This window comes from Dactylosporangium sp. NPDC005572, from assembly GCF_040605515.1.
Lineage (GTDB): Bacteria > Actinomycetota > Actinomycetes > Mycobacteriales > Micromonosporaceae > Dactylosporangium.
The window spans coordinates 16,623-40,955 of sequence record NZ_JBEXCY010000029.1; the positions used below are offsets into that span (position 1 = coordinate 16,623).

At 69.6% G+C, this 24,333-nt stretch carries 23 protein-coding genes; 11 read left to right on the forward strand and 12 right to left on the reverse strand.

All coding sequences use genetic code 11. The annotated features are described in order from the left end of the window. The first annotated feature begins 957 nt into the window (after positions 1–957). The gene (locus ABZS66_RS17040; protein ID WP_354758517.1) at positions 958–1,602 is read left to right on the forward strand and encodes a hypothetical protein; all 645 of its coding nucleotides are present in this window, start codon (positions 958–960) and stop codon (positions 1,600–1,602) included. A gap of 290 nt (positions 1,603–1,892) precedes the next feature. On the opposite strand, the gene ABZS66_RS17045 is transcribed toward ABZS66_RS17040, so the two are convergent. The 3 genes from ABZS66_RS17045 to ABZS66_RS17055 all read right to left on the reverse strand — a co-directional run bounded on the left by ABZS66_RS17045 (position 1,893) and on the right by ABZS66_RS17055 (position 5,026). After that, positions 1,893–2,675 carry a cysteine hydrolase gene (locus ABZS66_RS17045; RefSeq protein WP_354758519.1) on the reverse strand — a complete coding sequence of 261 codons (783 nt, stop codon included), beginning with the start codon at positions 2,673–2,675 and terminating at the stop codon, positions 1,893–1,895. A gap of 272 nt (positions 2,676–2,947) precedes the next feature. After that, positions 2,948–4,354 (reverse strand): amidase, encoded by a 1,407-nt coding sequence (locus ABZS66_RS17050; RefSeq protein WP_354758521.1) that lies wholly within the window; start codon positions 4,352–4,354, stop codon positions 2,948–2,950. A gap of 192 nt (positions 4,355–4,546) precedes the next feature. After that, entirely contained in the window at positions 4,547–5,026 is a 480-nt protein-coding gene (locus tag ABZS66_RS17055) for a hypothetical protein (protein WP_354758523.1), read from the reverse strand. A gap of 186 nt (positions 5,027–5,212) precedes the next feature. Between ABZS66_RS17055 and ABZS66_RS17060 the strand changes: the two genes are divergently transcribed. Then, a complete protein-coding gene (locus tag ABZS66_RS17060) occupies positions 5,213–8,023 on the forward strand; it encodes a BTAD domain-containing putative transcriptional regulator (protein ID WP_354758525.1) in 2,811 nt (936 codons plus the stop codon). 24 nt (positions 8,024–8,047) lie between these two features. Here the strand turns inward: ABZS66_RS17060 and ABZS66_RS17065 are convergent, their stop codons facing one another. Continuing rightward, the gene (locus ABZS66_RS17065; RefSeq protein ID WP_354758527.1) at positions 8,048–8,524 is read right to left on the reverse strand and encodes a MarR family transcriptional regulator; all 477 of its coding nucleotides are present in this window, start codon (positions 8,522–8,524) and stop codon (positions 8,048–8,050) included. 75 nt (positions 8,525–8,599) lie between these two features. Between ABZS66_RS17065 and ABZS66_RS17070 the strand changes: the two genes are divergently transcribed. The 3 genes from ABZS66_RS17070 to ABZS66_RS17080 are packed head-to-tail and all read left to right on the forward strand — an operon-like array spanning position 8,600 to position 10,658. Next, the gene (locus ABZS66_RS17070) at positions 8,600–9,241 is read left to right on the forward strand and encodes a DUF4386 domain-containing protein (RefSeq protein WP_354758529.1); all 642 of its coding nucleotides are present in this window, start codon (positions 8,600–8,602) and stop codon (positions 9,239–9,241) included. An 8-nt stretch (positions 9,242–9,249) separates the two neighbouring features. Continuing rightward, positions 9,250–10,044 carry an SDR family NAD(P)-dependent oxidoreductase gene (locus ABZS66_RS17075; RefSeq protein WP_354758531.1) on the forward strand — a complete coding sequence of 265 codons (795 nt, stop codon included), beginning with the start codon at positions 9,250–9,252 and terminating at the stop codon, positions 10,042–10,044. Positions 10,045–10,046: 2 nt separating this feature from the next. Next, entirely contained in the window at positions 10,047–10,658 is a 612-nt protein-coding gene (locus ABZS66_RS17080; protein ID WP_354758533.1) for a DUF998 domain-containing protein, read from the forward strand. Positions 10,659–10,676: 18 nt separating this feature from the next. Here ABZS66_RS17080 and ABZS66_RS17085 read toward each other — a convergent pair whose 3' ends face one another. From ABZS66_RS17085 to ABZS66_RS17105, 5 genes are all read right to left on the reverse strand, one after another. Beyond that, the gene (locus tag ABZS66_RS17085; protein WP_354758535.1) at positions 10,677–11,120 is read right to left on the reverse strand and encodes a hypothetical protein; all 444 of its coding nucleotides are present in this window, start codon (positions 11,118–11,120) and stop codon (positions 10,677–10,679) included. A gap of 178 nt (positions 11,121–11,298) precedes the next feature. Next, on the reverse strand, positions 11,299–13,413 hold the full coding sequence (locus tag ABZS66_RS17090) for a glycoside hydrolase family 2 TIM barrel-domain containing protein (RefSeq protein ID WP_354758537.1): 2,115 nt from the start codon (positions 13,411–13,413) through the stop codon (positions 11,299–11,301). A gap of 112 nt (positions 13,414–13,525) precedes the next feature. Then, positions 13,526–13,696, reverse strand: a complete 171-nt coding sequence (locus tag ABZS66_RS17095; protein ID WP_354758539.1) for a hypothetical protein — start codon at positions 13,694–13,696, stop codon at positions 13,526–13,528. Continuing rightward, positions 13,683–14,300, reverse strand: a complete 618-nt coding sequence (locus tag ABZS66_RS17100; RefSeq protein ID WP_354758541.1) for a hypothetical protein — start codon at positions 14,298–14,300, stop codon at positions 13,683–13,685. The genes ABZS66_RS17095 and ABZS66_RS17100 overlap by 14 nt, the downstream gene beginning before the upstream one ends. Before the next feature lie 776 nt (positions 14,301–15,076). Further along, positions 15,077–15,322 (reverse strand): hypothetical protein, encoded by a 246-nt coding sequence (locus ABZS66_RS17105; RefSeq protein ID WP_354758543.1) that lies wholly within the window; start codon positions 15,320–15,322, stop codon positions 15,077–15,079. Between ABZS66_RS17105 and ABZS66_RS17110 the strand changes: the two genes are divergently transcribed. From ABZS66_RS17110 to ABZS66_RS17125, 4 genes are all read left to right on the forward strand, one after another. After that, positions 15,315–16,496 carry an LCP family protein gene (locus ABZS66_RS17110; protein ID WP_354758545.1) on the forward strand — a complete coding sequence of 394 codons (1,182 nt, stop codon included), beginning with the start codon at positions 15,315–15,317 and terminating at the stop codon, positions 16,494–16,496. The two genes, ABZS66_RS17105 and ABZS66_RS17110, sit on opposite strands and share 8 nt — an antisense overlap. A gap of 130 nt (positions 16,497–16,626) precedes the next feature. Next, positions 16,627–18,654 (forward strand): MFS transporter, encoded by a 2,028-nt coding sequence (locus ABZS66_RS17115; protein WP_354758547.1) that lies wholly within the window; start codon positions 16,627–16,629, stop codon positions 18,652–18,654. Continuing rightward, on the forward strand, positions 18,651–19,196 hold the full coding sequence (locus ABZS66_RS17120; RefSeq protein ID WP_354758549.1) for a TetR family transcriptional regulator: 546 nt from the start codon (positions 18,651–18,653) through the stop codon (positions 19,194–19,196). Before ABZS66_RS17115 ends, ABZS66_RS17120 begins: the two co-directional genes overlap by 4 nt. A gap of 42 nt (positions 19,197–19,238) precedes the next feature. After that, complete coding sequence (locus ABZS66_RS17125) at positions 19,239–20,024, forward strand: oxygenase MpaB family protein (protein WP_354758551.1); 786 nt, start codon at positions 19,239–19,241, stop codon at positions 20,022–20,024. Between the two features lie 27 nt (positions 20,025–20,051). Here the strand turns inward: ABZS66_RS17125 and ABZS66_RS17130 are convergent, their stop codons facing one another. After that, entirely contained in the window at positions 20,052–20,879 is an 828-nt protein-coding gene (locus ABZS66_RS17130; RefSeq protein ID WP_354758553.1) for a hypothetical protein, read from the reverse strand. Next, positions 20,876–21,388 (reverse strand): SigE family RNA polymerase sigma factor, encoded by a 513-nt coding sequence (locus ABZS66_RS17135; protein WP_354758555.1) that lies wholly within the window; start codon positions 21,386–21,388, stop codon positions 20,876–20,878. Before ABZS66_RS17135 ends, ABZS66_RS17130 begins: the two co-directional genes overlap by 4 nt. A gap of 164 nt (positions 21,389–21,552) precedes the next feature. Between ABZS66_RS17135 and ABZS66_RS17140 the strand changes: the two genes are divergently transcribed. Together ABZS66_RS17140 and ABZS66_RS17145 are read left to right on the forward strand one after the other, a co-directional pair. Beyond that, a complete protein-coding gene (locus tag ABZS66_RS17140) occupies positions 21,553–21,936 on the forward strand; it encodes a MarR family transcriptional regulator (RefSeq protein WP_354758557.1) in 384 nt (127 codons plus the stop codon). Beyond that, the gene (locus ABZS66_RS17145) at positions 21,933–22,475 is read left to right on the forward strand and encodes a hypothetical protein (protein ID WP_354758559.1); all 543 of its coding nucleotides are present in this window, start codon (positions 21,933–21,935) and stop codon (positions 22,473–22,475) included. The genes ABZS66_RS17140 and ABZS66_RS17145 overlap by 4 nt, the downstream gene beginning before the upstream one ends. On the opposite strand, the gene nhaA is transcribed toward ABZS66_RS17145, so the two are convergent. Next, positions 22,390–24,294: a Na+/H+ antiporter NhaA gene (gene nhaA / locus ABZS66_RS17150; RefSeq protein WP_354758561.1), complete on the reverse strand. Its 1,905-nt coding sequence runs from the start codon at positions 24,292–24,294 to the stop codon at positions 22,390–22,392. The two genes, ABZS66_RS17145 and nhaA, sit on opposite strands and share 86 nt — an antisense overlap. Positions 24,295–24,333: the final 39 nt, after the last annotated feature.

The window sequence follows — 24,333 nt, forward strand, 5'->3', positions numbered from 1 at the left end:
CGCGTTACCGGGTTCAGACCTGCTTGCCGCTAAAGCTGCTGACGTCCACTGACCCGATCGGACCGGACCTCTCAGAGCTAGGCGACTGCCGCTAGTTGGTATGTCATGCGAAGCAGCACTCCGATCATCGACCTGGCAGAGACGGCTGGACGTCTCGCTCGCACGGCCGCTGGCTGGCCGGGCTGCGCGACGACCCGTCGAGGACGACGAGGTCTGGCACGCGGCGGCGCAGCGCATTGCCTGTCATTCTCACGGCCGTCCACCGGTCGCGCACCCGGTCACCGACAAGGCATGCCCGGACTTCACCTGCATATCAAACATGAGCGTGCGACTCGGCAGTGGCTTCTACATGATCGGTTGCTCGCCGGTTGCTCGGATGTTCGCGACCTGGTGCGGACCGAAGCGGACATTGCAGGAATTTCGCCTGCGATGCAAAGTGGGATTCGGTGTTTGCGGAGAGCTTTGCCCGCTGACCAGCACGGACGTCGCCGGATCAACTCGGGCGCCCTGTGTCCTGCACGGAATTTTCGTGGCTGTGCTTGAACTTTAGCCAGTTGATCGTCCACTTCGGACTTTTAACCCGTAGGTCCCGCGTTCGAGTACGTCCGCTCGATTGAGGCTTCCTGAGAAGGCTTCGTCGTGTAGTGGCACGCAGGGGATCTCGGCTGCTCTGGCCACTCAATGTTGCATGACACTGCCTGTCTGCCGCCGCGCCAAGACCGCATCGATGGGATATCCCGCGGCTGCACTGCCGTCGTGGGAAAGACCAGGCAACAGTGGGGATCGTGCGATGCGCGGGCAGCCCACAGCAGGAAATCTATCGGCATAGAATGATGTCGTGCCCATCGAGCACACGAACCCGCGTCTGCGACGGTAACCAACGTTTCGAATGCCATGAAACGGCAGGTCGCGCGCGTACCGCCATGATCGTGTCAGCGGGTCCAGCGCAGACGTCGGATGGTCCTCGGCGGGGCGGTCTCTGGCATCGCCGTCGCGGTGGTCGTGACCGCGTTGGCCTGGTCGGCCGACACGCCGCAAGCGCCCACCACGCAAGCCGCGCAGACCGGCGCCGAACACGTGTCATCTCCACCGTCCTTGCCAACCGGCCCTGCGGCCGCCGACGGCTGCGGCGCCATGCCCTTGACCGAAACGCTCGCGCGAGCGCGTCAGGCCGGAGCCTCAATTGTCCTTGCGCATGGCACGCTGACCGGACGCAGCACTGCCGATCCGGAGGTACAGGCGGAGATGGTGCTCGACGGCGTGGAAACGCTCGCCGGTCCACCGGTGGCCGACCGCACCACGGTCTGGCTGTCCGCGGCCAGGGGACCGTCCGGTCCGATCCCAGGCGCCGACGCCGGCGCGCTGTTCGGCATCGTCTGGCCGCAGCGGCTGACCAACTGGCCGACCGGCACGACGCTGCGGGTCGCGCCGCTTGTCGACCAGCAGGTCATCCTCAGCAACGCCGGCTGCTGGGGCGCGGAAGGGCAGCCCTTCACCGGAAGGCTCGCCGAGGTTCCGGGCTCCGACTCCTACACTCGCGCCGCCCGGACCGGATTCACCGCGGTTCCCGTCAACACCGTCGGGCATGCGGCCACGGGCTGACCGGCCCCGCGCAGCGGCCGCACGCGGGCCGTTGCTGCCGGTGTCGGCCGATGGCGTCGTGCATCGGATGGAGGCTGCTTGCGCCGTTGCGCCAGATGTTGACTACGTACGTGACGTACGTGGAGACCTTCTGCTCGTCGTCCCTGCTTGACAGGTCGAATCCGCTGCTACAGAGGTTGAATGGTCAGGGTTACGGCGGTTCGGGGTCGAGGGTCGGGCCGGTGTGAGTGACGAAGCCGGCCGGAGGGCGGGGCGGTACCGGATGCGCTTGAGCCGGTTCTTCGCCAGCGCTATCGGGCCATTTTGTCGACGACCTCATTGGTCGATAGCACCGCATGGGCAAGGAACTGGTAGTTGATGACGGCAGCCTGATAGCCGTCGCCCCAGTCCGGATGCCGAGGGCCCGCGGTGGCGTCCCTGACGACGGCGATCTCAAAGCCCTGTTCGAGGAACTCGCGCAAATGCGATTCGACACACATGTTCGCTAGCATGCCGCCGAGGACGATTTTGTTGATGCCTTGCTTGCGCAGTTGCAGTACAAGGTCATTGTTTTGCGGTCCGAACACTTTGTGTGGGCTGACGACGACCGTCTTGCCGTCCTCGATGTAGGGCTTGAAACGATCCAGCCAGTCCGCTCCAGAATTCGCGAATCCGGTCAATTCGAGTGGGTCGGGCCGGTCGAAGGTGCGCGTCTCGAGTTCCTCGGTCTCCAGCGGGCCGTTGAATTGCCAGGCATGGTCCGGGGGATAGAAGTAGTGGGGTGAGATGAACACTTTGTAGTCGTGCTGTTTCGCGGCCTTGAAGATACGCTCCATGTTTTCGACGGTCCGGTTCTCCGTCACGCTGGCCCCGACCGCCGCCCAACTTGTTCCGTCTTCGCTCAGTACGTCGTTCTGAGGATCTGTGTACACAACCGCAGTGTCGGCCTGTCGGATCTCCATCGTCACCCCTCCGTGAATTCTACGTGTCAGCGCAGGGCCGTAAAGCTTCTGCGGTTCGCGTATCTCCAGGGCCTCGGATACCCATTGCGGGTTGCCGTAACCACCCTGCGGGTCGCGCCCCGGAAGACCCATGGCTCGGCGCATCGTATGGATGGCGCAGCAAAGCGGGTACCCCCCATCCACGGATGACAATGTTTTCGGAGTTGGCTGCCGAGCACCCAAGGTAGATTTGTGCCTTCCGGGCCCCACTCGACGAGGGTCAACGCTCGAGCCCGCTCGGCAACGAAGTAGTCGGTACGCGCACGTCGACAGGCGAGTCACGACAAACGAACTCCCGTCACAAGCGCGCGGCACCGTCAGCCGTTACCGACACTGCGGCCTCAGCGGACCACCTCGGCCGGCCGTCAGAGCGTGGGGTGCTGGTCGCGGACCGGGCTCAAGGATTCCAGCAGCGTGGCGAGGTACAGGATGGTCGACTCTGAGTACCAGCTGGCGGCCAGTTGCACACCGATCGGCATGCCCTCGCTGCTCGTGCCGAATCGCATGGACAGGGCCGGGAGTCCCGTCAGGTTGAACGGTACGGTCGTCGAGCTCACGTGGAAGGCCTCCATCGTCCGGCCGTCGAGGGTGAACTGCGTGAGGCCGTGCGCGTGCGCGGGGATCGTCGTGACCGGGAGCAGGAGCGCGTCGTACTGCTGGAAGTACTCCGCGAAACCGTCCCGGAGCCGCTCGATGCCTTGTTCGGCCGAGACGTAGTCCTTCACGGAGGTGTCGGGTGTGGCGAGCATGGTCCTCGAGTACCTGAACATCTGGTCCTCGTGACCCGCGGTGACCTCCCGCATCGCCGGTTTCATCTCCATGACGTGCTGCCGGGTGAAGAGCTCGAGGGGGTTGTCCCGCTCGAGCGCCGGGATGCTCACGGCATCAACTCGGATCCCCGCTCCTTGCAGGGCATCCGCGGCCTGCTGAACAGTTGCCGCGACCTCGGCGTCGATCGGACCGAGTCCCGAGTCGACCAGCCAGCCGACGCGGACGGGCCGGTCCGGCGAGGCGCCCACGCCGGCGTCGAACTCGCGCGGTACGGTCGCGAAGCCGTCGGCGCCGTCAGGACCGGACAGCAGCGAGTACGCCAGTGCGAGGTCGCGGATGGTGCGGGCCATGGGGCCGGCGTGCCAGTCACGACGCGGCTCCCGCGGCCAGACCCCCGTCATCGGTATGCGTCCGTGCGTTGGTTTGAGGGCCGCGATACCGGTGTCGGCCGCCGGCCCGCGTACCGAGATGGACAGGTCACTTCCGATTCCGAGCGGTGACATCCCAGCCGCAATCGCCGCGGATTCCCCGCCGCTCGAACCGCCGGCGCTGCGGTTGAGGTCCCAGGGGTTGTTCGTCCGGCCCGTCAGGAGGTTGTCGGACTCGATCCAGTACGCGAACTCCGGGAGATTGGTCTTCGCCAAGAGGATCGCACCCGCGCGCTTCATGCGCGCCACGCTGGTGGCGTCCGTATCCGGGATACGTCCGGCGAAGATCGGTGAACCCCGCTGGGTGAGCACGCCGGCGGTGTCGAACGAGTCCTTGACCGTGAACGGCACACCGTGCAGCGGCCCTACCTTCGCACCCGCCGCGAGCTTCTCGTCTGCCGCCCTCGCGGCGTCCAGTGCACCGTCCACGACCGTGACGACAGCGTTGATCTTCGAATCCACGGCCTTGATGCGGTTGAGGTGCGCCTGAACCACCTCGACAGATGAAGCCCTCCTGGTGCGGATCAGCTCGGCGAGTTCGATCGCATCGAAACGGTTGAGGTCCGTGGTCACAATGGATTCCTCTCGTACTCCGGCCTTACTGAGGAATCCTTAAACCTCTGCGGCGGACCCGAACCCGAACATGAAGGTTTCGCCCAGATTCTCCTGTCCGGGTGAATGCGGGTGGTGCACCGCGATGGCGCCGATCGGCCCGTCTTGCACCGACGGTGGCCCCGGGGTTCGCCCGGGGCCACCATGCGGGGTTCAGCCGCAGAAGGTGAAGACCTCCTGGCGGAACTCTGACTGGGACTGGACGAGGTATTCGGGGCTGTGAGCCCCGCCCCAGCGGATGCACTTGCCTGCGGCGTAGGCCTTGACCGCGGCGTAGTACTTGAACTCGCCGCTGTCCTGGATCCAGCCCTTGCCGTCGCCCTCGACGTCGATCTCGGCCACGACGGGCGACGCGGTGCCCGCTTCCCATTGCACGATGGTGGCCACGCAGTTGTAGCCCGCGCGGTACATGACATAGATCTTCGCGGCGTTGCGGACCACGCCGTAGTAGTAGAACGTCAGCTGCTTGGTGGCCAGCTGGGTCCAGCCGGTGCCGCCGCAGGCGCTCTGGGCGTTGTACGGGTTGGTCGGGTAGGCCGCGACGGCCGCGTTCGGGGCCAGGGTGAGCGCCAGCGCGGTCACCAGGCCCACCAGGCCGAGGCGAACCATCGACCTGCGCAGGAGGGTCTTCACAACTTGTCCTTTCGCTACGACCGCATCGGTCGCGTCGAGATGGTGATGCACATCCGCCGTACCGAGGCCCGGCAGATGATCATGATGATGTGAGGCATACTCGCCACGCGGACTGAGATCGTCCTGAGATCGCGATGAAATGGCAGGTCAGCCTGCTGATCAGCGACCGACCGGGAGGGGACACGGATGACCGGCACCGAGATCCGTCTGCTGGGCCCGGTCGGCGTGTGGCACGGCACCCGCCTGCTCGGCCCGACCACCGCGCAGCAGCGCTGTGTGCTGGCCATGTTGGCCCTGGAGGTGGGCCGGCTGGTGCCGGTCGACCGGCTTGAGCTGGCGCTGTGGCGGGACAGTCCACCCGCCTCGGCTCGTAACGCCGTGCAGGGCAATGTGGCCGGCCTGCGCAGGCTGCTCGCCGAGGTCGGCGGCGCCGGGATCACGACGTCGAGCGGCGGGTACCTCCTGGCCGCCGACCCGGACCTGATCGACCTGCACCGGTTCCGGTCGCTGGTGGACCGGGCGCGCGGCGCCGGGCCCGCCGAGGCGTACGAGCTGCTGGGGGCCGCTCTGGCGGTGTGGCGCGGCCCGGTCCTGGCCGATGTCGCCGGTGACTGGCTGCCCGCGTCGGTGGGTCCGGGTCTGGCCGAGGAGCGGTTCGCGGCGCTGGAGGCGCGGATCGACCACGCCCTGCGCCTCGAGCTCCACAACGAGGTGGTCACCGAGCTGTCCCCGCTGGTCGCCCAGAATCCGTTCCGGGAGCGCCTGGCCTGGCAGCTGATGACGGCGCTGCAGGGCTGCGGCAGGCGGGCCGACGCCCTTGAGGTGTTCCGCACCGTCCGGCAGCGTTTCGTCACCGAGCTGGGCATCGAGCCGGGACCCGATCTGCGGCGGGCCCAGTGGCTGGCCCTGCGGGGACAGGCCGAGCCCGCCCCGCCCCGGGAGGTGGTCCACCGGCCGGAGCCGCCCCGGCAGTTGCCCGCCGATGTCGTCCCGTTCGTCGGGCGGGTGGAGCAGCTGGCGCTGCTCGACTCGATGATCACGCCGACCGGTCCGGAGCCGTTCCGGACTGCGGGGATCGCCGCGATCAACGGCACCGCGGGGGTGGGCAAGACCGCCCTCGCCGTGCACTGGGCACATCGGGTCTGCGGTCACTTCCCCGACGGCCAGCTGTACGTGAACCTGCGCGGTTTCGATCCGGGCGAGGCGATGGGCCCGGCCACCGCGATCCGCGGCTTCCTCGACGCCCTGCACGTCCCGGCCGGGCGCCTCCCGGCCGACCCGCAGGCGCAGGCCGGCCTGTACCGCAGCCTGCTCGCGACCCGGCGCATGCTCGTCGTCCTGGACAACGCCCGCGACGCCGAGCAGGTCCGCCCGCTGCTGCCCGGCGCGGCGTCACTGACGATCGTGACCAGCCGCAATCCGCTGCTCAGCCTCATCGCGATCGAAGGCGCGCGGCCCGTGGGGGTCGCGCTGTTCACCGAGGAGGAGGCCGGTGAGCTGCTCAGCGGGCGCCTCAGCGGTGAGCGGGTCGCCGGTGAGCCGAAGGCGGCGGGGGAGATCGTAGCCAGGTGCGCGAGGCTGCCGCTGGCGCTGGCGATCGCGGCGGCGCGGGCCGCAGCCCATCCCGCCTTTCCGCTCAGCGCGCTCGCCGCGGAGCTGCGTGAGGCGAGCGGCGGCCTGGCACGGTTCACCGCCGGCGACCCGGCCACCGATCTCCGGGCGGTCCTGTCCTGGTCGTACCGGACCCTCAGCGAACCGGCCGCGAGGCTGTTCCGGCTGCTCGGGCTGCATCCCGGTCCGGAGGTCGGGGTGGCGGCCGCAGCGAGCCTTGCCGGGGCCGCACGGCCGCACACCGAGATCCTGCTGCGCGAGCTGGCGGACGCGCACCTGGTCACGGAGCAGGCACCGGGCCGGTTCACCCGCCACGATCTGCTGCGGGCCTACGCGAGCGAACTCGTGGGCGCCGCGGAGACCGAGGCGCAGCGGCTAGCGGCGGTCCACCGCCTGCTCGACCACCAACTGCATTCCGGGCAGGCGGCGGCTGCCCTGGTCAACCCCAACCGCGATCCGATCCACACCGACGATCCCGTTTCCGGGGTGGAGCCCGAGGGTTTCGCCGACGCCGAGCAGGCCCAGTCCTGGTATGCCCGAGAAGGTGCCTGCCTGTTCGCCTCGGCGGGCCTGGCCGAGCGGTTCGGTTTCGACGGCCACGTGTGGCGTCTGGCGTGGACCCTGGAGGAGGCCTACCTGCGCAGCGGACGCTGGGATGACCTGGCCGCCGCCCATGCCACCGCACTGCGCGCGGCGGTCCGCCTCGACAACCAGGTGGCGCGGATGCAGGCGCACCAAGGGCTGGCCCGTGCCCACGCCGCGCTGGCCGACTACGACCGCGCCCGCCAGCACCTGCGGCAGGCCCTACGGTTGTGCGCGGAGACCGGCGACCGGGCCGGGCAGGCGCGCGCCCATCTCGGACTCGGCTGGACCTACGACCGGCAGGGCCGCTACACCGCCACGCTGCGCCACGCGGGCCGGGCCCGAGACCTGTACCGGGCGCTCGACCACCAGGTCGGGTACGCGCGAGCGCTCAACTGCGTCGGGTGGAGCCAGGCCAGGCTCGCCCGCTACGACGAGGCGCTGGCCAACTGCCGGCGGGCCGTGGCGATGTTGCGGGAGGCGCGCGACCAGATCGGTGAGGCCAACGCGTGGGACAGCATCGGGTTCATCCACCACCGGCTTGGCGACCACCGGCGGGCGGTCAGCTGCTATGAGCAGGCCGTGAGCGGACACCGGCGGCTGCGTGACCGGTCGGCGACCGCGGCCACCCTGGCCCGGCTCGGCGACACCCACTTGGCGACCGGGGACCACCGCTCGGCCCGCCGGGCGTGGCGGCACGCCCTGAGCATCATGACCGAGCTGGGCCACGCCGAGGCCGCTGTCCTGCGGGTCAGGATGGACGGGTTGTACGGGCGGGTCGGCGAATCTCCACATGAGACGTAGGGCAGCGCCTCGGTCGACCGCCGTTCAGCCCCGGCGTTGCCGGTAGCCGGGGTGGACCCCGGCGGTGAGGTTCTGTTGCTGCGCCATCCGCGTCAGCAGCTCGCGCAGGGTGGCGCGCTCCACTGTGGTCAGTGCCGCGCACAGGTCATCCTCGTGCGCCCTGCCGATCGCGTCCAGGCGGCGTTTCAACTCCTGCCCGTCGTCGGTCAGGTACAGGGCGTACGCGCGGCGGTCGGGCTCGCCGCGTCGGCGCTCGACGAGACCGCGCTGCTCCATGGTGTCCACGAGGGTGACGAACCGGCTGGGCGGCATGCCCAGTCGCTCTGCGTACGTCTGCTGACTCTGGCCCGGCACCTGCGCGAGCATCCGGAGCAGCCCGGCCTGAGGCGGTGTCAGGTCCAGTTCGGCCACGCGTTGCGCGAACGCCGTTGTGGCGTGGGCGCCTAACTGCGCGAGCAGGAACGCTGCGCCGCCCCACGATCGATCTTCTCGGTCAGGCACCGGCCTATCCTAGCGGTTGGTAAATCGTACACACTCGTATATGGTACCTATGCGTACATCAATTAGGGAGCCCACATGTCGCGACCGCAGTCCGGCCCTCCGTTGATCATCCCGGGCCTGGCCTTCACCGTTCTGACCATCGCCGGCATCGCCGTCGCGGCCGGCGTCCCCCGGCCGGACGCGGCCGATGCCGACGTTCTCGCCTACGTACAGGCCCACGCGGGCGCCCTTCGGCTGTCGGCATTCCTGAGTCTGGGCGCGGCCGTGCCACTGGCGATCTGGAGCGCCGCGGCCTACCGGCGGCTCCGTGCGCTGGGCATCACCGCACCCGGCTCGGCCATCGCGCTGGTCGGCGGGGTGCTCGCCAGCGGCCTGGCCGCGCTGTCCGGACTGGTGAGCTGGACCGCCGCCGGCACCTCCGACAGTCCACCCCTGGCCGGGGCGCTGCGAGATCTCGCGTTCGCCACGGGCGGGCCGGGCTTCGTGGCCTTCCTCGGGCTGCTGTTCGCCGGCGTCAGCATCCCCATGCTGCTGCTCGGTATCGCCCGGCCGGTCGCGATCGCCGGGGTGGTACTGGCCGCGGTCGCCGAACTGTCCACCTTGACCCTGCTGACCCTGGCTGCCGCGCCCACCTTGCCGATCGCGCGCTTCGGCGGGCTGGTCTGGCTGATCGCGGTCAGCCTGCTGCTGCCGGCCAGCCGCCCCCGATCGTCATGATCGCGCTGGTGACCGGGGCCACGGCCGGCATCGGCCGCGAGATCGCGGCCAAGCTGTGCGCCGCCGGGGCGACCGTCCTCATCACCGGACGCGACCAGCAGCGTGGCGCGGCGGTCGCGGCCGACCTCGGCGCGACCTTCCTGCCCGCCGACCACGCCACCGTCCGCGGGAACCTCGACCTGGCCCGCCGCCTCCGAGAGGACGTTCCCCGGCTCGATGTGCTCGTCAACAACGTCGGCGGCGGCGCGTTCGCAACGCGGGTGCTGACGGACGAGGGCCACGAGGCGACCCTGGCCCTCAACTACCTCGGTCCGGTCGTCCTCACCCAGGCGTTGCGGCCGGCCCTTGCCTCCGACGTGCACATCGTCCAGGTCGTGTCGAGTGCGTTCACGATGCACACCGGCGACCCGTTCACAGGGCCGGCCCGCTACACCGCGATCGCGGCCTACGCCCAGGCCAAACAGTTGAGCCTGCTCGCCACGATGAGCCTCGCCCGGCAGTTCGGTGTCGATGCCCGGGTCAACGCGGTCAACCCGGGCATGGCCTGGACTCCGGGCGTCCAGGCACTCACCCCGCAGGCCGTGCCGGCCTGGCGCTACATCTGGCCGCTGGTACGCGTGATGCAGCGCCAGGCTTCGCCCGAGAAGGCCGCCCGGACCCCGGCCCGGCTGGCCCTCGATCCCACCGACACCGGCCGGCTCTACGAAAGCAAGGGGACGACGAAGCCACTCCCACCCCACCTGCGAGACCCGGCACTGCACGACCGCGCCCGGCGGTTCGCCCTATCCACAATGGAGGACTAACTATGCGAACCTCGCGCTTTCTGCTCGCCGCCGGCCTCGCCGGTCCGATCCTCTTCCTGACCATCGCGACCCTGGCCGGGTGGCTCCGTCCCGGCTACTCGGCCCGGACCGACGCCATCAGCGACCTCGGCGTCGGCGAGAACGCCTGGCTCCAGAACGCCAACTTCCTCCTCTTCGGCATCCTGCTTCTGGGGTACGCCGTCGGGTTCCGCCAGGCGATGGCACCCCTCGTCGGCGCCGGCACCGCGAGCTGGGGAGCCGTCGCCATCGGGGCCGGCGCCGTCGGCACAGTGGGTGCCGTCGTGTTCCCGGCCAATCCGGCCACCGGGCTGTTCCATTTCCTGTTCGGGTTCCTCATCGTCATGGTGTCGGCGGTGGTGGCCGCCTTCTACGGCGGCCGGGTGTTCCGTCGCGTGCCCGGCTGGCGCGGCCTGGCCCGCTACTCCACCTGGACCGGAGTGGTCTCCGTGGCGCTGTTCATCGCCACGTTCTTCGTGCTCAACCCCGCGTCGCCCATGGCCGCGGCCGGCATCGGCGGCCTGGTCAACCGGACCCTCGCGACGGTCGCCTTCGCCTGGTACGCCGTCACCGCCGGGAAGCTGCTCCGCGCGTAACGCTTGATCGCAGCCCGTTCACCGATCGCGGAGCCGGCTCCGTATCCGCAGGCCGAGCAGGACCGCCTCGACCGACAGGATCGTCGCCGGCCCGCCGAGGTCGAAGTACGGGTCCGGTGGCGCGGGAGGATCGGTGAGGGAGGCGTGGAGCCACCGCGCGCCGAAGACGAGCCAGCCGAGGTCGAGGACGAAGTACGGCACCGACACGGTGCTCACCCCCAGGTCGACCGAGCCGAAGCCGCGCACCCCCATGACGTAGGTACCGCGCACGGTCCGGGTGATCAGCACCGCCAGGAGGCCCAGCCCGCCGGCCAGGAGCAGCAGCGACAGCAGGAGGCCGTCGGCCGGGCCGCGCAGGATCGCCACCGCCCCGGCCGCGGTCAGGAACGTCGCGAATATCTGGATCACCAGGTCGATCAACGCGCCCGTCAGATTGGCGAAGAAGCCGTCCCAGCGCGGCACACCCGGCCTCCGGTCCACGATTGCGGAATCCGATGATGCTACGGCCGGTCCGGTGTCACCCGACTCGGCCGTCAGGATGTCGACACGAGACGCGCGCTACGCCGCTCGATGCGCGAAGGGCGGGTTGAGCCGGGCGCGGCGGTGTGGCTCATGCCCGGGTGCTGCCCGGCGAGCAGGATCACGGAACTGTCAGTGTCCAGGTGGCGGTGTCGGTGTACGCCGTTCCGGCATAGGCGCCGGTCACCTCGATGGTGTTGGTGCCCGGTGCCAGCGTGACGTCGGGCCAGGTGAAGGCGTGACCGGTCAGCGGGGTCGCTGCGCCGACCTGGACGCCGTTGACCTTCAGGGTCACGCTGTCGGCCGTCCCGTACACCTTGACGCTCGTGACCGGGTCGGTCCGGTCGACCCAGCGCCGGCTGGTGATGTACACGAACGGCGTCGCGGTCCAGTTGGCCTTGTACCAGTAGAACGCGTCCTTGCGGGTGGCCCGGTCATAGGTCACCAGACCCTTGTCGTTGCGTCCGGGGGTGTCGCCCTCGCCGCGCTGGTCGGCGGCGAAGTCAAACATGTTCCATACGAAGCTTCCCCACAGATACGGGCGGGCGCTGATCTGCGCCCAGTACCGTTCGTGGAGCAGGGCCTGATACTCCTCGGGGTGCCAGGCACCGGTCGGTTGCGGGGGTGGCGGGTCGGCCTCGTGCTGCACGATGCTGCCGCCGGCGCCGTACTCGCTCAGTGCTATTCGCTGTTCCGGCTGCTCTCGGTGCAGGTTGTCCAGAAAGATGCCGAGCTGGTCGACCGAGCTGTAGTACCAGCCGTAGTAGCGGTTGTATCCGGTGATGGCCGAGTGCGCGGTCAGGCCGCCGTCGATGACCGCGGTGCTGTGCGCGTACACGGACAGCCTGTCCGGGTCCTCGGCGGCAACCAGCCTGGCGAGGGATGCGAGGACGCGGTTGGTCGCGGGGTCGTCGGCATGCTGTTCGTTGCCGATGCCCCAGAACATGATCGACGGATGGTTGTAGTTCTGCCGGATCAGCTCACGGAGCTGCTGTTCGGCGTTGGTCTTGAAGGCCGGACTGTCGGTGATCGAGTCGACCAGCGGGATCTCCGTCCACACCAGGTAGCCGCGCTCGTCCGCGAGGTCGTACACCTTCTGATCCTGCTGGTAGTGCGCGGTTCGCAACGCGTTGACGCCCATCTCGTCCATGATGTCGAAGTCGAGCTTGTGATCGGCGCTGGTCAGCGCCCAACCTCGGCCGAGCCGGTCCTGGTGCCGGTTCACGCCGTGCAGCGCCAGGTGTTCGCCGTTGAGGAACAGGCCGCGGTCGGGGTCGATGGACACGGTGCGCAGCCCGAACCGTTCGGTCACGGCATCCGTCACGTTGCCGGTCGCAGCGTCGCGAATCTCGACGTTCGCTCGGTAGAGATACGGGTCGGCGCGGCCGCGCCACAGCCGCGGGGAGGTGATGGTGATCGGCTGGACGACTCGGATGACGGCGCCCGGGGCGACCCGCCGGATTGTGCTGGTGGCCCCGGCGACCGCGACGCCGTCCGTGCGTGTGACGGTCGTCCGGACGATGACCTCGCGCCGCTGCTCACTGCTGTTGCGAACGCGGACCGACACGTCGACCTTCGCGGAGCTGCCGAGGCTGCGCTGTCGCACGTACACGCCCGGTCCGCCGCTGTCGAGCAGGTCGACGGCCAGCGCGTCCGTCGCCAACAGTTGCACCTCGCGATAGATTCCCCCGAAGAACGTGTAGTCGGCGCTCAGTGGCGGCACATCGGGGTCGGGGGTGTTCCTCACCCGTACCGCGATGACGTTGTCCCGACCCGGCACCAACGCCCCGGTGGCGTCGAACCTGAACCTCGCGTAGCCGCCCCGGTGCTGGCCGAGGTGAGTTCCGTTGACCCAGACGTCGGCCACACTGTTCGCGCCGTCGAACTGCAGCCACAGCCGTTTGCCCGCCAAGTCCGCCGCGGGCGTGTAGTGCCGGCGGTACCAGCCCGTGCCGCGGTGGTAGTCCGCGCCGCCGTCCTGGCCGTCGGAGCCGTTCCAGGTGTGCGGGACGCTCACCGGCGTCCAGCCCGCGTCGTCGAAACCGATCCCGTCGGCACCCGGCCGGTCGCCCTGGAGGAACCGCCAATCCGCGTTCAGCCCGACCTGCTGACGCCCCGTCGGCATACCGTCCCCGACGAGCTCCGGTGGCGCCGAGAACGGCGACGACAGCAGCGCCGCGGCCGCGCACAGCGTCACGATGGTGAAGAAGGCAGAACCCAGCCTGCGCCATCTCACGGGCCGGGGCGCCGCGGGTACGAGATCCGATTGCATCGGCTGCGATGCTGCCAGACGACCGTACGCGAACATAGGCGGCCGTCCTCCGGGGCCGCGGCGGCGCCGCGCCGTTTCACCACCAGACGACCACGGCGATCACCACAACCAGCGCCACGAGCAGCGCGACGAGCAGCACCCGCCGCCACGCGGCCCGAATCAGGGTTCCGAGGGGGAACCGGACGGCCGGCGGTGGGGCGGACGCTACGTCGCGCAGCAATCGTCGCAGTTTCTCATCGTCGGCCACCGGCTACTCCGCTCTCCTCGACCACTTCGCCGGTCAGAACGACGGGTTCCGTCTTGCCGGATCCGGCGGCGTGGGGATGGAACGCGGTGGTGACGATGCCGCTGGCGGTCATCAGGTCGGTGACCACGTCGACTTCGCTGCTGCCCAGCAGCCCGGCCGTCACGGCAGGGTCCATTCCGCGGTAGTGCCGGCACACGAGCACCGCCCGCTGCCGCGCGGTGAGTTCTTCGAGCGTGGCGAGCAGCAGCGGTTGGGTGACGGCGGGGTCATCATGCGCGCGCGTGACCTGCACCCGGCGTCGGGGCAGCCACCGCCGGAGTTCGATGAAACGGGAGCCTCGCTCCACCACGTACCGGCGGACGAGGTCGTCGCCGAGCAACGTGTCGACGTCGACACCACGATGCCACCAGCGCCGCCACGGCGGCACGAGCCGGCGCACCGCGCGACCCAGGGCCGCGTCGGCGGCGAACCAGTCGCCGTACAGCAGGTAGGCGAGCCGGCGGGCGGCGGAGATGTGCGGCTGGATCTCATCGATGAGGGCCGCCTGGCGCCGTGCCTCGAAACCCCGCCACCATTCGGACGCCCGACGCGCATACTGCATCACGTTGAGAAGCCGCCCGGATGCCGACCGTGTATTCGGCCTCCAATGTTTGCCCGCCATCGCCTGCCGATTTCTCGTACTGCGGAGCCGCACGTCGCGCCGTCCCCGCTGTGCGGCGCCGAAGCGCCCGGTAACAATTTGACGCCAAGTATGGGCGACCCGCGTCGATATGGTCAAGCTGACCGTCCGGCGCGCCGCGAACCAGGTGAATTGCGTTCGCGTTTTCGTTAAGCCATCAACAGGTAACCATTATGATTGACTTAGATTCTCGAGATCATGGCGATTGGGCCGAATCCGGCGATCAGTTCAGTACGATGCGTGAGCACGACGTAGATGCTGGTCACCGGTGGTGCGGCGAATGTGTCGGCTCGTCGGGGAAAGATGCCGCCGACGCCGGCTTTGCCGTAGGCGAGCCGGGTGCCGACCTCGCCGGAGTATATTTCGCTGCCGAGTTCGGCAGCAAGGACGCGTGTCGGTGTGTTGACGGCAACCTTGATACACGCTGTGCGCCGCTGCCCGTTCCCGTTTCGGCAAATGTGTCTATGTGACTGCTGACGACGACGATGCGTGTTCAACGCCGAGCCGTCAAGGACAGCTTGAGCCGCGATGGCCTCGTCCGGTTCGGTGCAGTGAGGCCGGCCGTGAGGTGCCCGGTTGCTGACGGCCCGCCTGTGGTCGTGGCACAGGCGTGAGGCGACAAGCGCCGTTCAACTGGCGTTCATCCCGATTGGGTGGGTCGACCCCTCCATCCGCAATGGTCTGCTTTGACTGGCTGGCGATCAGCCATACCGCAGGGTGCCGGGCGGCTCAACGATCTTCTCGCCCGAGCGTTCATCCAGTGACGTCATGCGGGCCATCCACGTCCGGTCGGGCCTGCGCGCAACCAGACGGCACCACCGAAAGAGGAGCAACATGCAACGCAGGAATCCGACTCCCGCGTCGGTCACGCCGAACTCGCCCGGACCCGCTGTGGCTTCCGCGGTCGGCGCCACCGAGCCGGCGATGTAGTGCAGCGCGATGGCCAACGAGACACAGCGCAAGACGTACAGCATCGGCCGCGCCAAAGTACCCGCCCAGAAGGCTGTCGTGCCGGATCAGCGCGGCGGTGGCGACGACGGACGGCCGGTCAAGCCGAAGCGGCGTAACCGCCGTCGATTGATGTTCATCGTGATCGGGTCGACGATCGCATTGCTCCTCGGTCTCATTGCCGGCGGAACGTTCCTGTACTACAGGAGCATCGACTCGGACATCCGGCGCACCGACGCATTCGGTACGAGTGGCCAGACACAAGCCGAGCAGGCGCAACAGGAAGCGACCCGACCGCAGGTCGAGGTCGTCGGCGCCATGAACTTCCTGCTCCTGGGCAGCGACTCGCGCGATCCCGACAACCCGGACCGCAGGGGCAGCGCGGGAATGGGGCGTACGGACGCGATCATCCTGTTGCACATCGACGCGGCCCACGGCAAGGCGTACCTGATCTCGTTGCCGCGGGACCTGTACGTGCACATTCCGCAGAGCCCGACCAACTCGCGTCTGGGCAACAAGGACGCGAAGATCAATGCGGCGTTCGCGTGGGGCGGCGTGCCGCTCGCGGTGCGCACCGTGGAGGCGTACACATCGGTGCGTATCGACCATGTCATCCTGGTCGACTTCGCCGGGTTCCAGCAGGTGACCGACGCGCTCGGTGGCGTCGACCTGAACAACGACTGCGCCTTCACGTCGATCGCCGAGCCCTACCGGCATTTCCCCGTGGGCGTGAACCACCTCAACGGCGCGGCGGCACTGGACTACGTACGCCAGCGCCAGCAGTTCCCGGACAGCGACTTCACCCGGATGCGCCACCAGCGGGAGTTCCTCAAGGCGTTGCTGGACAAGGCGATCAGTACCGACACGTTGCGAAACCCGATCAAGCTCAACGCGTTTCTCAAGTCGGTGGCGAAGGCCATCACCGTCGACAAGGACTTCTCCCTCGCCGATACGGCGTTCGCGTTCCGCAATCTCGGTAGCAGCGATCTGACCATGCTGGTCAGCCCGAACCGCGGGTCGGCGATGGTGAACAAGGAGAGCGTGGTGATGCCCGATCCGGACCGAGCGAAGGCGCTCTACGACGCCGTCGTCAAGGACATGGTCGCGGACTGGATCGCGCAGAACCCGCTGGCCGCCACCACGACCAGGACCGGCGGCTGCCCGGGACGGTGATGGACACGTTGCCGCCGGCGGCATGTGTGGCGGACTTCGCGTCCGCCGGGCCTGGCCACCCGCGGGCGTCAATGATTGACTCGACCTGCGTGAACACCCGTTCACCGCGCTTGCGGGTTGAGGAGTGTCTGTGGACCGGCCCATCCCCACCTCGGACGGCAACGCGGCCGGGAGGACGCGCGGCGCGGTCGTCCTCGGTACCTTGGCGCTGTGCGGCACCGCCGTGTCGCTGCAGCAGACGCTCGTGCTGCCGGTACTACCGGACTTCCCGCGGCTGCTGAACACGACGGTCGACAACGCGTCGTGGCTGGTCACCGCGACGCTGGTGGCCGGGGCGGTCGCCACACCGACGCTGTCGCGGCTCGCCGACATGTTCGGCAAGAAGCGCATGATGCTGGTGGCGCTGGCCGTCACGGTCGCCGGCTCCCTGCTCGGCGCGGTCAGCCAGGCCCTGCCGCTCATCATCGCCGGCCGGGCCCTGCAGGGCGTCGGCGTCGCGCTCATCCCGATCGGGATCGCCATCATGCGCGACGAGCTGCCGCGGGAGCAGCTGCCGCTCGGGGTGTCGGTGATGAGCGCGACGCTCGCCATCGGCGCCGGGGCCGGGCTGCCGCTGTCCGGGCTGATCGTCGAGCACATGGACTGGCACGCGGTGTTCTGGGTGAGCGTCGCCGTCGGCGCCGCCCTGTTCGTGGCGGTGGCGCTGGTTGTTTCGGAATCCTCCCTGCGTACCCGCGGATCGTTCGACTACCTGGGAGCGGTACTGCTGTCGGCCGCGGTGACGGCGCTGCTGCTCACGCTGTCGAAGGGCTCCCACTGGGGCTGGCTGTCCTACCAGACCATTCTGCTGGCCCTGGCCGGCCTGGCCCTGGTGGCGGTGTGGCTGCCCGTCGAACTGCGCGTCCGCAGCCCGCTCGTCGACGTCCGGGTCGCCGCGCGACCGGCGGTGCTCCTGGTCAACACGGCCTCGGTCCTGACCGGCTTCGCGATGTTCACCAACATGCTCGGTACGACCCAGTTGCTGCAACAGCCGACGAAGACCGGCTACGGGCTGGGCCTGGACATCCTCCACGCCGGGCTGTGGATGGCGCCGAGCGCGCTCGTCTTCGGCGCGATGGCGCCCGCGTCGGCGTCGATCACCCGGCGGTTCGGCGCGCAGACGACCCTGCTGGCGGGCGCCTTGACCATGGCCGGGGCGTACGTCGTCCGCGTCTTCCTCAGCCACGAGCTGTGGCAGATCGTGGCCGGCTCGATGCTCGTCGGTGTGGGTACATCGATGACGTTCGCCGCGATGCCGAGCCTGATCATGCGCGCCGTCCCCGCGAGCGAGACCGCGTCGGCGAACGGCTTCAACTCGCTGCTGCGCTCCGTCGGCACGTCCACCTCGAGCGCCGCCCTGGCCGCGGTCACCACGACGGTGGTGATCCGCATCGACGGCGGGGTGTTCCCGGGCTCCGGCGCGTTCGCCACCATGTTCTGGATTGCGGCCGGGGCGTCGATCCTGGCCGGGCTGCTCACCCTGCCGCTGTTCCGGATGGCGGAACAGCCCCTCGATCACGAGGCCACCGAGGACCACAGCCACGAGGCCGTCGTGCGCGGCCGCGTGGTCAACGGTTGCGGCAACCCCGTCCGCAACGCCGTGGTCACCCTGCTCACGCCGGCCGGTCAGCCGGTCGACTGGAGCGAGGCCGACGCGTCCGGGCGCTTCTCGCTCGCGATCCCCTGCGCCGGGCCCTACCTCGTCGTCACCGCCGCCGAGGGGTTGGCGCCGCAGTCGCGGCTGGCCGACCTGCAGGCCGGGCAGGACATCGAACCCGTCGTCCTCAACGACCGGCTCACCCTGGCCGGCGAGGTCTCCGACGGCCAAGGCCCGGTCGGCGGCGCGACGGTGGCGCTGACCCGGCTCAGCGGCGAGGTGGTGAAGGCGACCCAGACCGCCGTCGACGGGCGGTACGAGATGCCGCTACCGTCGAGCGGTCGCTACGTGTTGACCGTGGTGACACCGTGGGCCACGACCGAGGCGCGGGCCGTGACAGTCTGGGATGCCGAGCGCGTGGTCGACGTCCGGCTGCGGACCGGGCGGGACAATGGATCGCTCCGCCCGTCCCAGGCCCGCCGGGAAGCCACCGGAGCGGTACCCCAGGAAGGTGTCCGATGAGCGACGACGCGGCACCGGGAACGTCCCGCCAGGCCATTCTCGCCGCGGCCGCCGAACTGTTCGCCGAACGCGGCTACGACCAGGTCACCATCCGCGACATCGCCGCGCGCGCCGGCCTGTCCCCCGCCATGGTCATGAAATGCGGCGGGAGCAAACACGAACTGTTCCTGCGCTCCGCGCGGATCATCCCGCCGCCGCTGCCCGACGTCCCCCGGTCCGAGCTCGGCCCGCGCCTCGTCGAAGACCTCCTCACCCGGTCACAGCGCGAAGCCATCGAACCGCTCGCCCGCGCACTGGTCCTGCGGTTGTCCGCCCCCGACCCCGACAGCGTCCGCCGGCAGTTCATCGCCGGCTACCTGGAACCCCTCACCGAGCACCTCGGCGGCGACGCCGACGCCCGCCTCCGAGCGGAACTGGTCGTGGCCGCGCTGACCGGCCTCGCCGCCGCCATCCGGGTCTTCGACACCCCGGAAGTGGCCGCGGAACCGGACGAGGTCATCCGCCGCTACGGCGCGGCCGTCCAACACCTCATCGACCGCTAACTCGCGGCGCCGCGTTTTGGCGAGGTGCCTATCCTCGGCGGCGTGCGTCGCTTTGCCATCCGGGACCGCATCGCCGGGCTCGATCCGGTGCGCGACTACGCCGAGATCACCAGGCTGCTGATGTTCCACGAGTTTCCCTGGGACGTGCGGATGGCCGGTCGGCTGATGATCTGGCACCTGTACGCCAACCCGCCCGTCGCCGCGGTCGTCGGCAGTACCGATGCGCTGTTCAACCGGGCCGAAGTCACCTCGCTGGCGTTCGGTGACCTGGTCGAGCACGGCTTCGACGCGCCGCGTGGGCGTGACGTGCTGCGCTTCGTCAACCGGGGCCATCGTGGCACGCCGGTGACCGCCGCGGACAACGGCTTTGCGCTCGCCGCGTTGGCCGTGACGCTGGTGCGCTGGCTCGACCGGTATGGCTGGCGGCCGGTCACCGGCGGGGAGCGGACGGCGCTGGTCACGTTCTACGCCGAGTTGGGCCGCCGCATCGGGGTGCGGGACCTGCCCCGCACGTACGACGCGCTGGCCGCCCACCTTGCCGGCTGCGAGGCCGGGTTCGCTCCGACCGACGCCGGGCGACTGTGCAGCGAGCGGACCCTGGCCATGGCGCGCGGCCGGGTACCGGCGCTGCTGCGCCCGCTGGTCCGGCCCGTGGTCGCGGCGCTGCTCGACCCCGGCGTGCGCACCGCGGCGGGGCTGCCCACGCCGGCCGCCGCGGTGACCCTCGCCGTGTCGATGGCGCTGCGGCTGCGGCGCCGCGTCGTGCGTCTGCTCCCGCCGCGGCGCACGCCGACGACGCCGCGGACCAGGCGCGGGCACCTCCAGTGATGAAGGATGCCCGCCCCCACGGATTGCTCAGGCCTGGATCACCAGGCCCGGATCGAGCGCCAGCTCCACGAGCGCTTCGACGGTGAGCGGCAGGTCCGGTCGTTGTGGTGCGCCGATCTGTCCCTCGACCGACCCGTCGGCCCAGTTCCGGACGTCGATGGTGATCTCGGTGCCGTCGGGCTTGGTGACGTCGATCCGGGCGATCTTCGAGCCGTGCTCGTCGTGGAACCGGGGCGTGATGAGCAGGATCTCGCCGTTGGGACCGGTCTCGGCGTGACAGCCGGCGGCCACGAACTCGGGGATGCACGAGGTCTGGGGCTGCGGCGAACGGCCCTTGAGGGTCGCGGTCATCTGCTTGTGGATGTACACGATGACGTTGCCGGTGCCGGCGGCGTCGCGGATGTTCGGGCCGACGACGAAACTGTTGGCGTACGTGTTGGGCGGTAGGTCGTCGGGCGGGTACGGCACCACCTCGAAGGGGTTGGTCGCCTTGCCGTTGACCCCGCTGTCGAGGAACGTGACGCCGGGTGGCAGCAGCGCGCGGAGCTTCGCCTCCACCACCGTCGTCAGGCGGGCCGCCTCCCGTGCGTTCCATTGATCCGCTGTCAACGTCGGTGTGGTGCTGGCGATGACCGAAGGCGGCGGCGGGGCGGCCGCGCCGGTGGCCGGCGGGTGGCCACCGGCAACCACCACGGCCGTGACGGCCGCGATGGCGCCCGACGCGACGGTGCCGGCGCCGAGGACCAGCCGTCGGCGCCGGCGGCGTTCGCGCGCGACGATCGCCTGGAAGTCCACGCTCGACGGAGGACCGGGCTCGGCCGAGATCGCTTCGTCGAAGATGCTGCGATAGGTCATGAGGTCTCCCTAAGCATGCGGTCGGAGGCGGCAAGGAGGCGCAGCGCGTCGAGCCCCTTCGAGGTCTGGCTCTTCACCGTGCCGGCGCTGATGCCGAGGATCTCCGCGGTCTCCTCGATCGACAGGTCGCAGTAGAAGCGCAGCACGATGGCGGCGCGGCGGCGGCCCGGCAGGCGCTCGAGCAGCTCGAACAGGGTGAGTCGTTCGGTCACGCCGGCATCGGCGCCCGGCAGCGCCGGCTCGGTGGGCAGGGTCTCGACCGAGTCCTCGCGCCGCCACGGCCGGCGCCGTTCATCGAGCCAGGCGTTGGTGAGCACCCCGCGCACGTACGCGTTGACGTTCTCGGCCGCGCTGACCCGGCGCCAGTGCCGGTACAGCTTGCCGAACGTGATCGACACCAGGTCGTCGGCGGTGTGCCAGTCGCGGCAGAGCAGGTACGCCGTGCGGCGCAGCGGCTCCAGCTGCGCCGTCACGAACGCCTGGTACTCCGCTTCCTGGTCAGCGTTCACGCATGCCTCCTCGATGTTCCTACTCAGGGGACGGAGGCCCACAGCCGAAAGGTTGCCGCGGTCGTACCGTATAGTGAAGTCACTGCATCATGTAGGAGGCTCACGAAAACATGAGTGGTCAGGCCGATCGCGAACGAGCACTCGGGCTCGTCCTGGAGCTCGTCGTGCTGCTCGAGCAGGACATGGGCAAGCGGCTCGAGCAGGACCACCTCAGCGTCGGCCGGACCGGCGTGCTCTGGGCGATCCGGGAGCGCGGGCCGATCACCCAGCGGGAACTGGCCGAAGCCCGCAATGTCACGCCACGGAACATCACCGGGCTCGTCGACGGGCTCGAAACCGCCGGACTTGTCCGGCGAGCGCCGCACCCGACCGACCGGAGGGCCACGCTCGTCGAGCTCACCGCCGCCGGAACCGCCGTCGTCGAGCGGCTCGAACAGGAACAGCGCGAGTTCACCGACCTGCTCTTCGACGGGATGCCGGAAGCGCAGTTCGAATCGCTCACCCAAGGGTTGGACGAGATCGTCCGCAGGATCAAGGGGGCACTGTGAGCAAGTGGATGGCCTACGAGGGACGCATGTGGCTCAGCCTGTACCGCTGGATCCGCCGCACACCGCACCCGGGGTACACCTACATCAGGCCGCTGAACGCGGTGCTCTGGGCCTTCATCATCGTGTCCGCGGTCGAGACCGTCGCCCTGCACCTCATCCTGCCGTGGCCGGTGGTCCGCCTCGTCGTGGACGTGCTGTCCGTCTACGGGCTGATCTGGATGTTCGGGGTGCTCGCCGGGTACAAGGTCAACCCGCACACCGTGGACGCCGACGGGATCCGGGTGCGGCACGCGTTCTTCGTCGAGGAGTTCGTACCGTGGGAGAACGTCGCGACAGTGCGGGTCGGCAAGCGGTACCACGCCGAGAACAAGATGCGGCTCGTTGAGGGGACAACGACGTCCTTCGTCGTCTCCGGACAGACGAACGTCGAAGTCGCCACCGTGGACGAGAAAGTCATCCGCTTCTACGCGGACGAGCCGGATGCGCTTGCAGCAGCGCTCGAACGCGAGCTTCCTTCACGGCCGCCGTCAGGGTCGTGATGTCGTAGGCGCCGTAGTGGCGGCGGCCGTTGATGAAGAACGTCGGCGTGCCGCTCACGCCACTCAGATCGGCCGACTCCAGGTCCTGGGCCACCCGCGGCTCGTGGACGTGCCGCATCAGATCCTCGTGGAAGCGGTCCGAGTCCAGGCCCAGCTGGTCGGCGTAGCGCAGCAGGTCGGCCGGCCGCAGCTCCTCCTGACGGTCGAGCAGCAGGTCGTGCATCGCCCAGAACTCGCCCTGCGCGGCGGCGGCCTCCGACGCCTCGGCGGCGAGTTGCGCGTGCGGATGCACGTCGGTGAGCGGAAGGTGGCGCCACACGTACCGCAGGTCGGCGTCGGCGAGCAGTTCGCGCACGGCGGGTTCGGCCTGCCCGCAGTACGGACACTGGAAGTCGCCGTACTCGACCACCGTCACCGAAGCGCTCGCCGCGCCGCGCACGTGGTCGCGCTCCTGGTCGACCGCCGGGATGAGGTCCACCAGCTGCTCCACGTCGCCGAGGAGGGCTCGCGCACGGCGGTGCTTCGGCAGCAGCGCCGTGATGCGGAACACCAGCCACGTCAGCGTCGACGCGAGCACCGCGGCCGTCAGGACGCCGATCTTGGCCTCGGCGAGCTCGTCCGGCCGGTCCTCGAACGCGAGGCTCGCGATCAGCAGCGCGACCGTGAACCCGATCCCGGCGATGGTGCCGCTGCCCAGCACGCCGGCCCAGCCGACGGCGGGGCGCACCCGGCCGCTGGACATCGCCGACACCAGCCAGGAGGTGCCGGCGACGGCGACGGGCTTGCCGAGGACATAGCCGGCGATGATGCCGAGGGTGATCGGCGAGGTGAACGCGCGGGCGAGGAACGATCCATCGATGGCGATGCCGGCGTTGGCCAGTCCGAAGAGCGGGACGATCAGGTAGCTGCTCCACGGGTGCCACAGGCGCTGCAGGCGGTCGTTCGGCGACAGCGTCAGGGTGAGGCCCAGGCTCGCCGTGCGGGCCAGCTCGGCGGTCGGCTGCTCGCGGAACAGCTTGAACAGGCCGCTCGCCGCTTCGAGCGCGTTGCGCGCGGGCGTGTACGCGGTGGCGGTCAGGCCCATCGCCAGGCCGGACACGACAGGATCGACGCCGCTCTCCGTCAGGCACAGCCAGAGCAGGGTGCCCAGCGCGGCGTACGCGGACGCGCGCCGCACGCTCAGCGCGCGCAGCGCCAGGACCGCGGCGAAGACGGCGACCGCGAGCAGCAGGGGCGTGAGCGAGATGTCCTCGGAGTACGCCACGGCAATGATGACCAGCGCTATCAGGTCATCGACGACGAACACCGTCAGGAGGAACACCCGGACCTGGTCGGGCACGCCGCGACCGAGCAGCGCGAGCAGGCCGAGCGCCAGCGCGGTGTCGGTGGACATCGCCACGCCCCAGCCCACCAGGCCGTCGCCGCCCGCGTTCACCGCCAGGTAGGTGCCCACCGGGATGAGCATGCCGACGACGCCGGCCAGCGCCGGGAGCAGGAAGCGGCGGCGGTCGCGCAGGTCGCCCAGGTCGAACTCGCGCCGCGCCTCCAGGCCGACGACCAGGAAGAACAGCGTCATCAGGCCGCTGTTGACCCACGTGCGGAGGTCGAGCGCGAGCTCCATCCGGCCCAGCCGGACGCTGAGTTGGGTGCTCCAGAACTGGTTGTACGAGCTGAGATCGACGTTCGCCCACACCAGCGCAGCGACGATCGCCGTCACGAGCACCCCGGCGCTGCCGGCCTCGGTGCGCACGAACGCGCGCAGCGGCGCCGTCACATCGCGCCGCCACAGGGTGGTGCTTCCAGTCGCCCCGTCGGCCACAGCGGCCCAGCCTATGCCGCGGCCGACGGGTTCACCGGG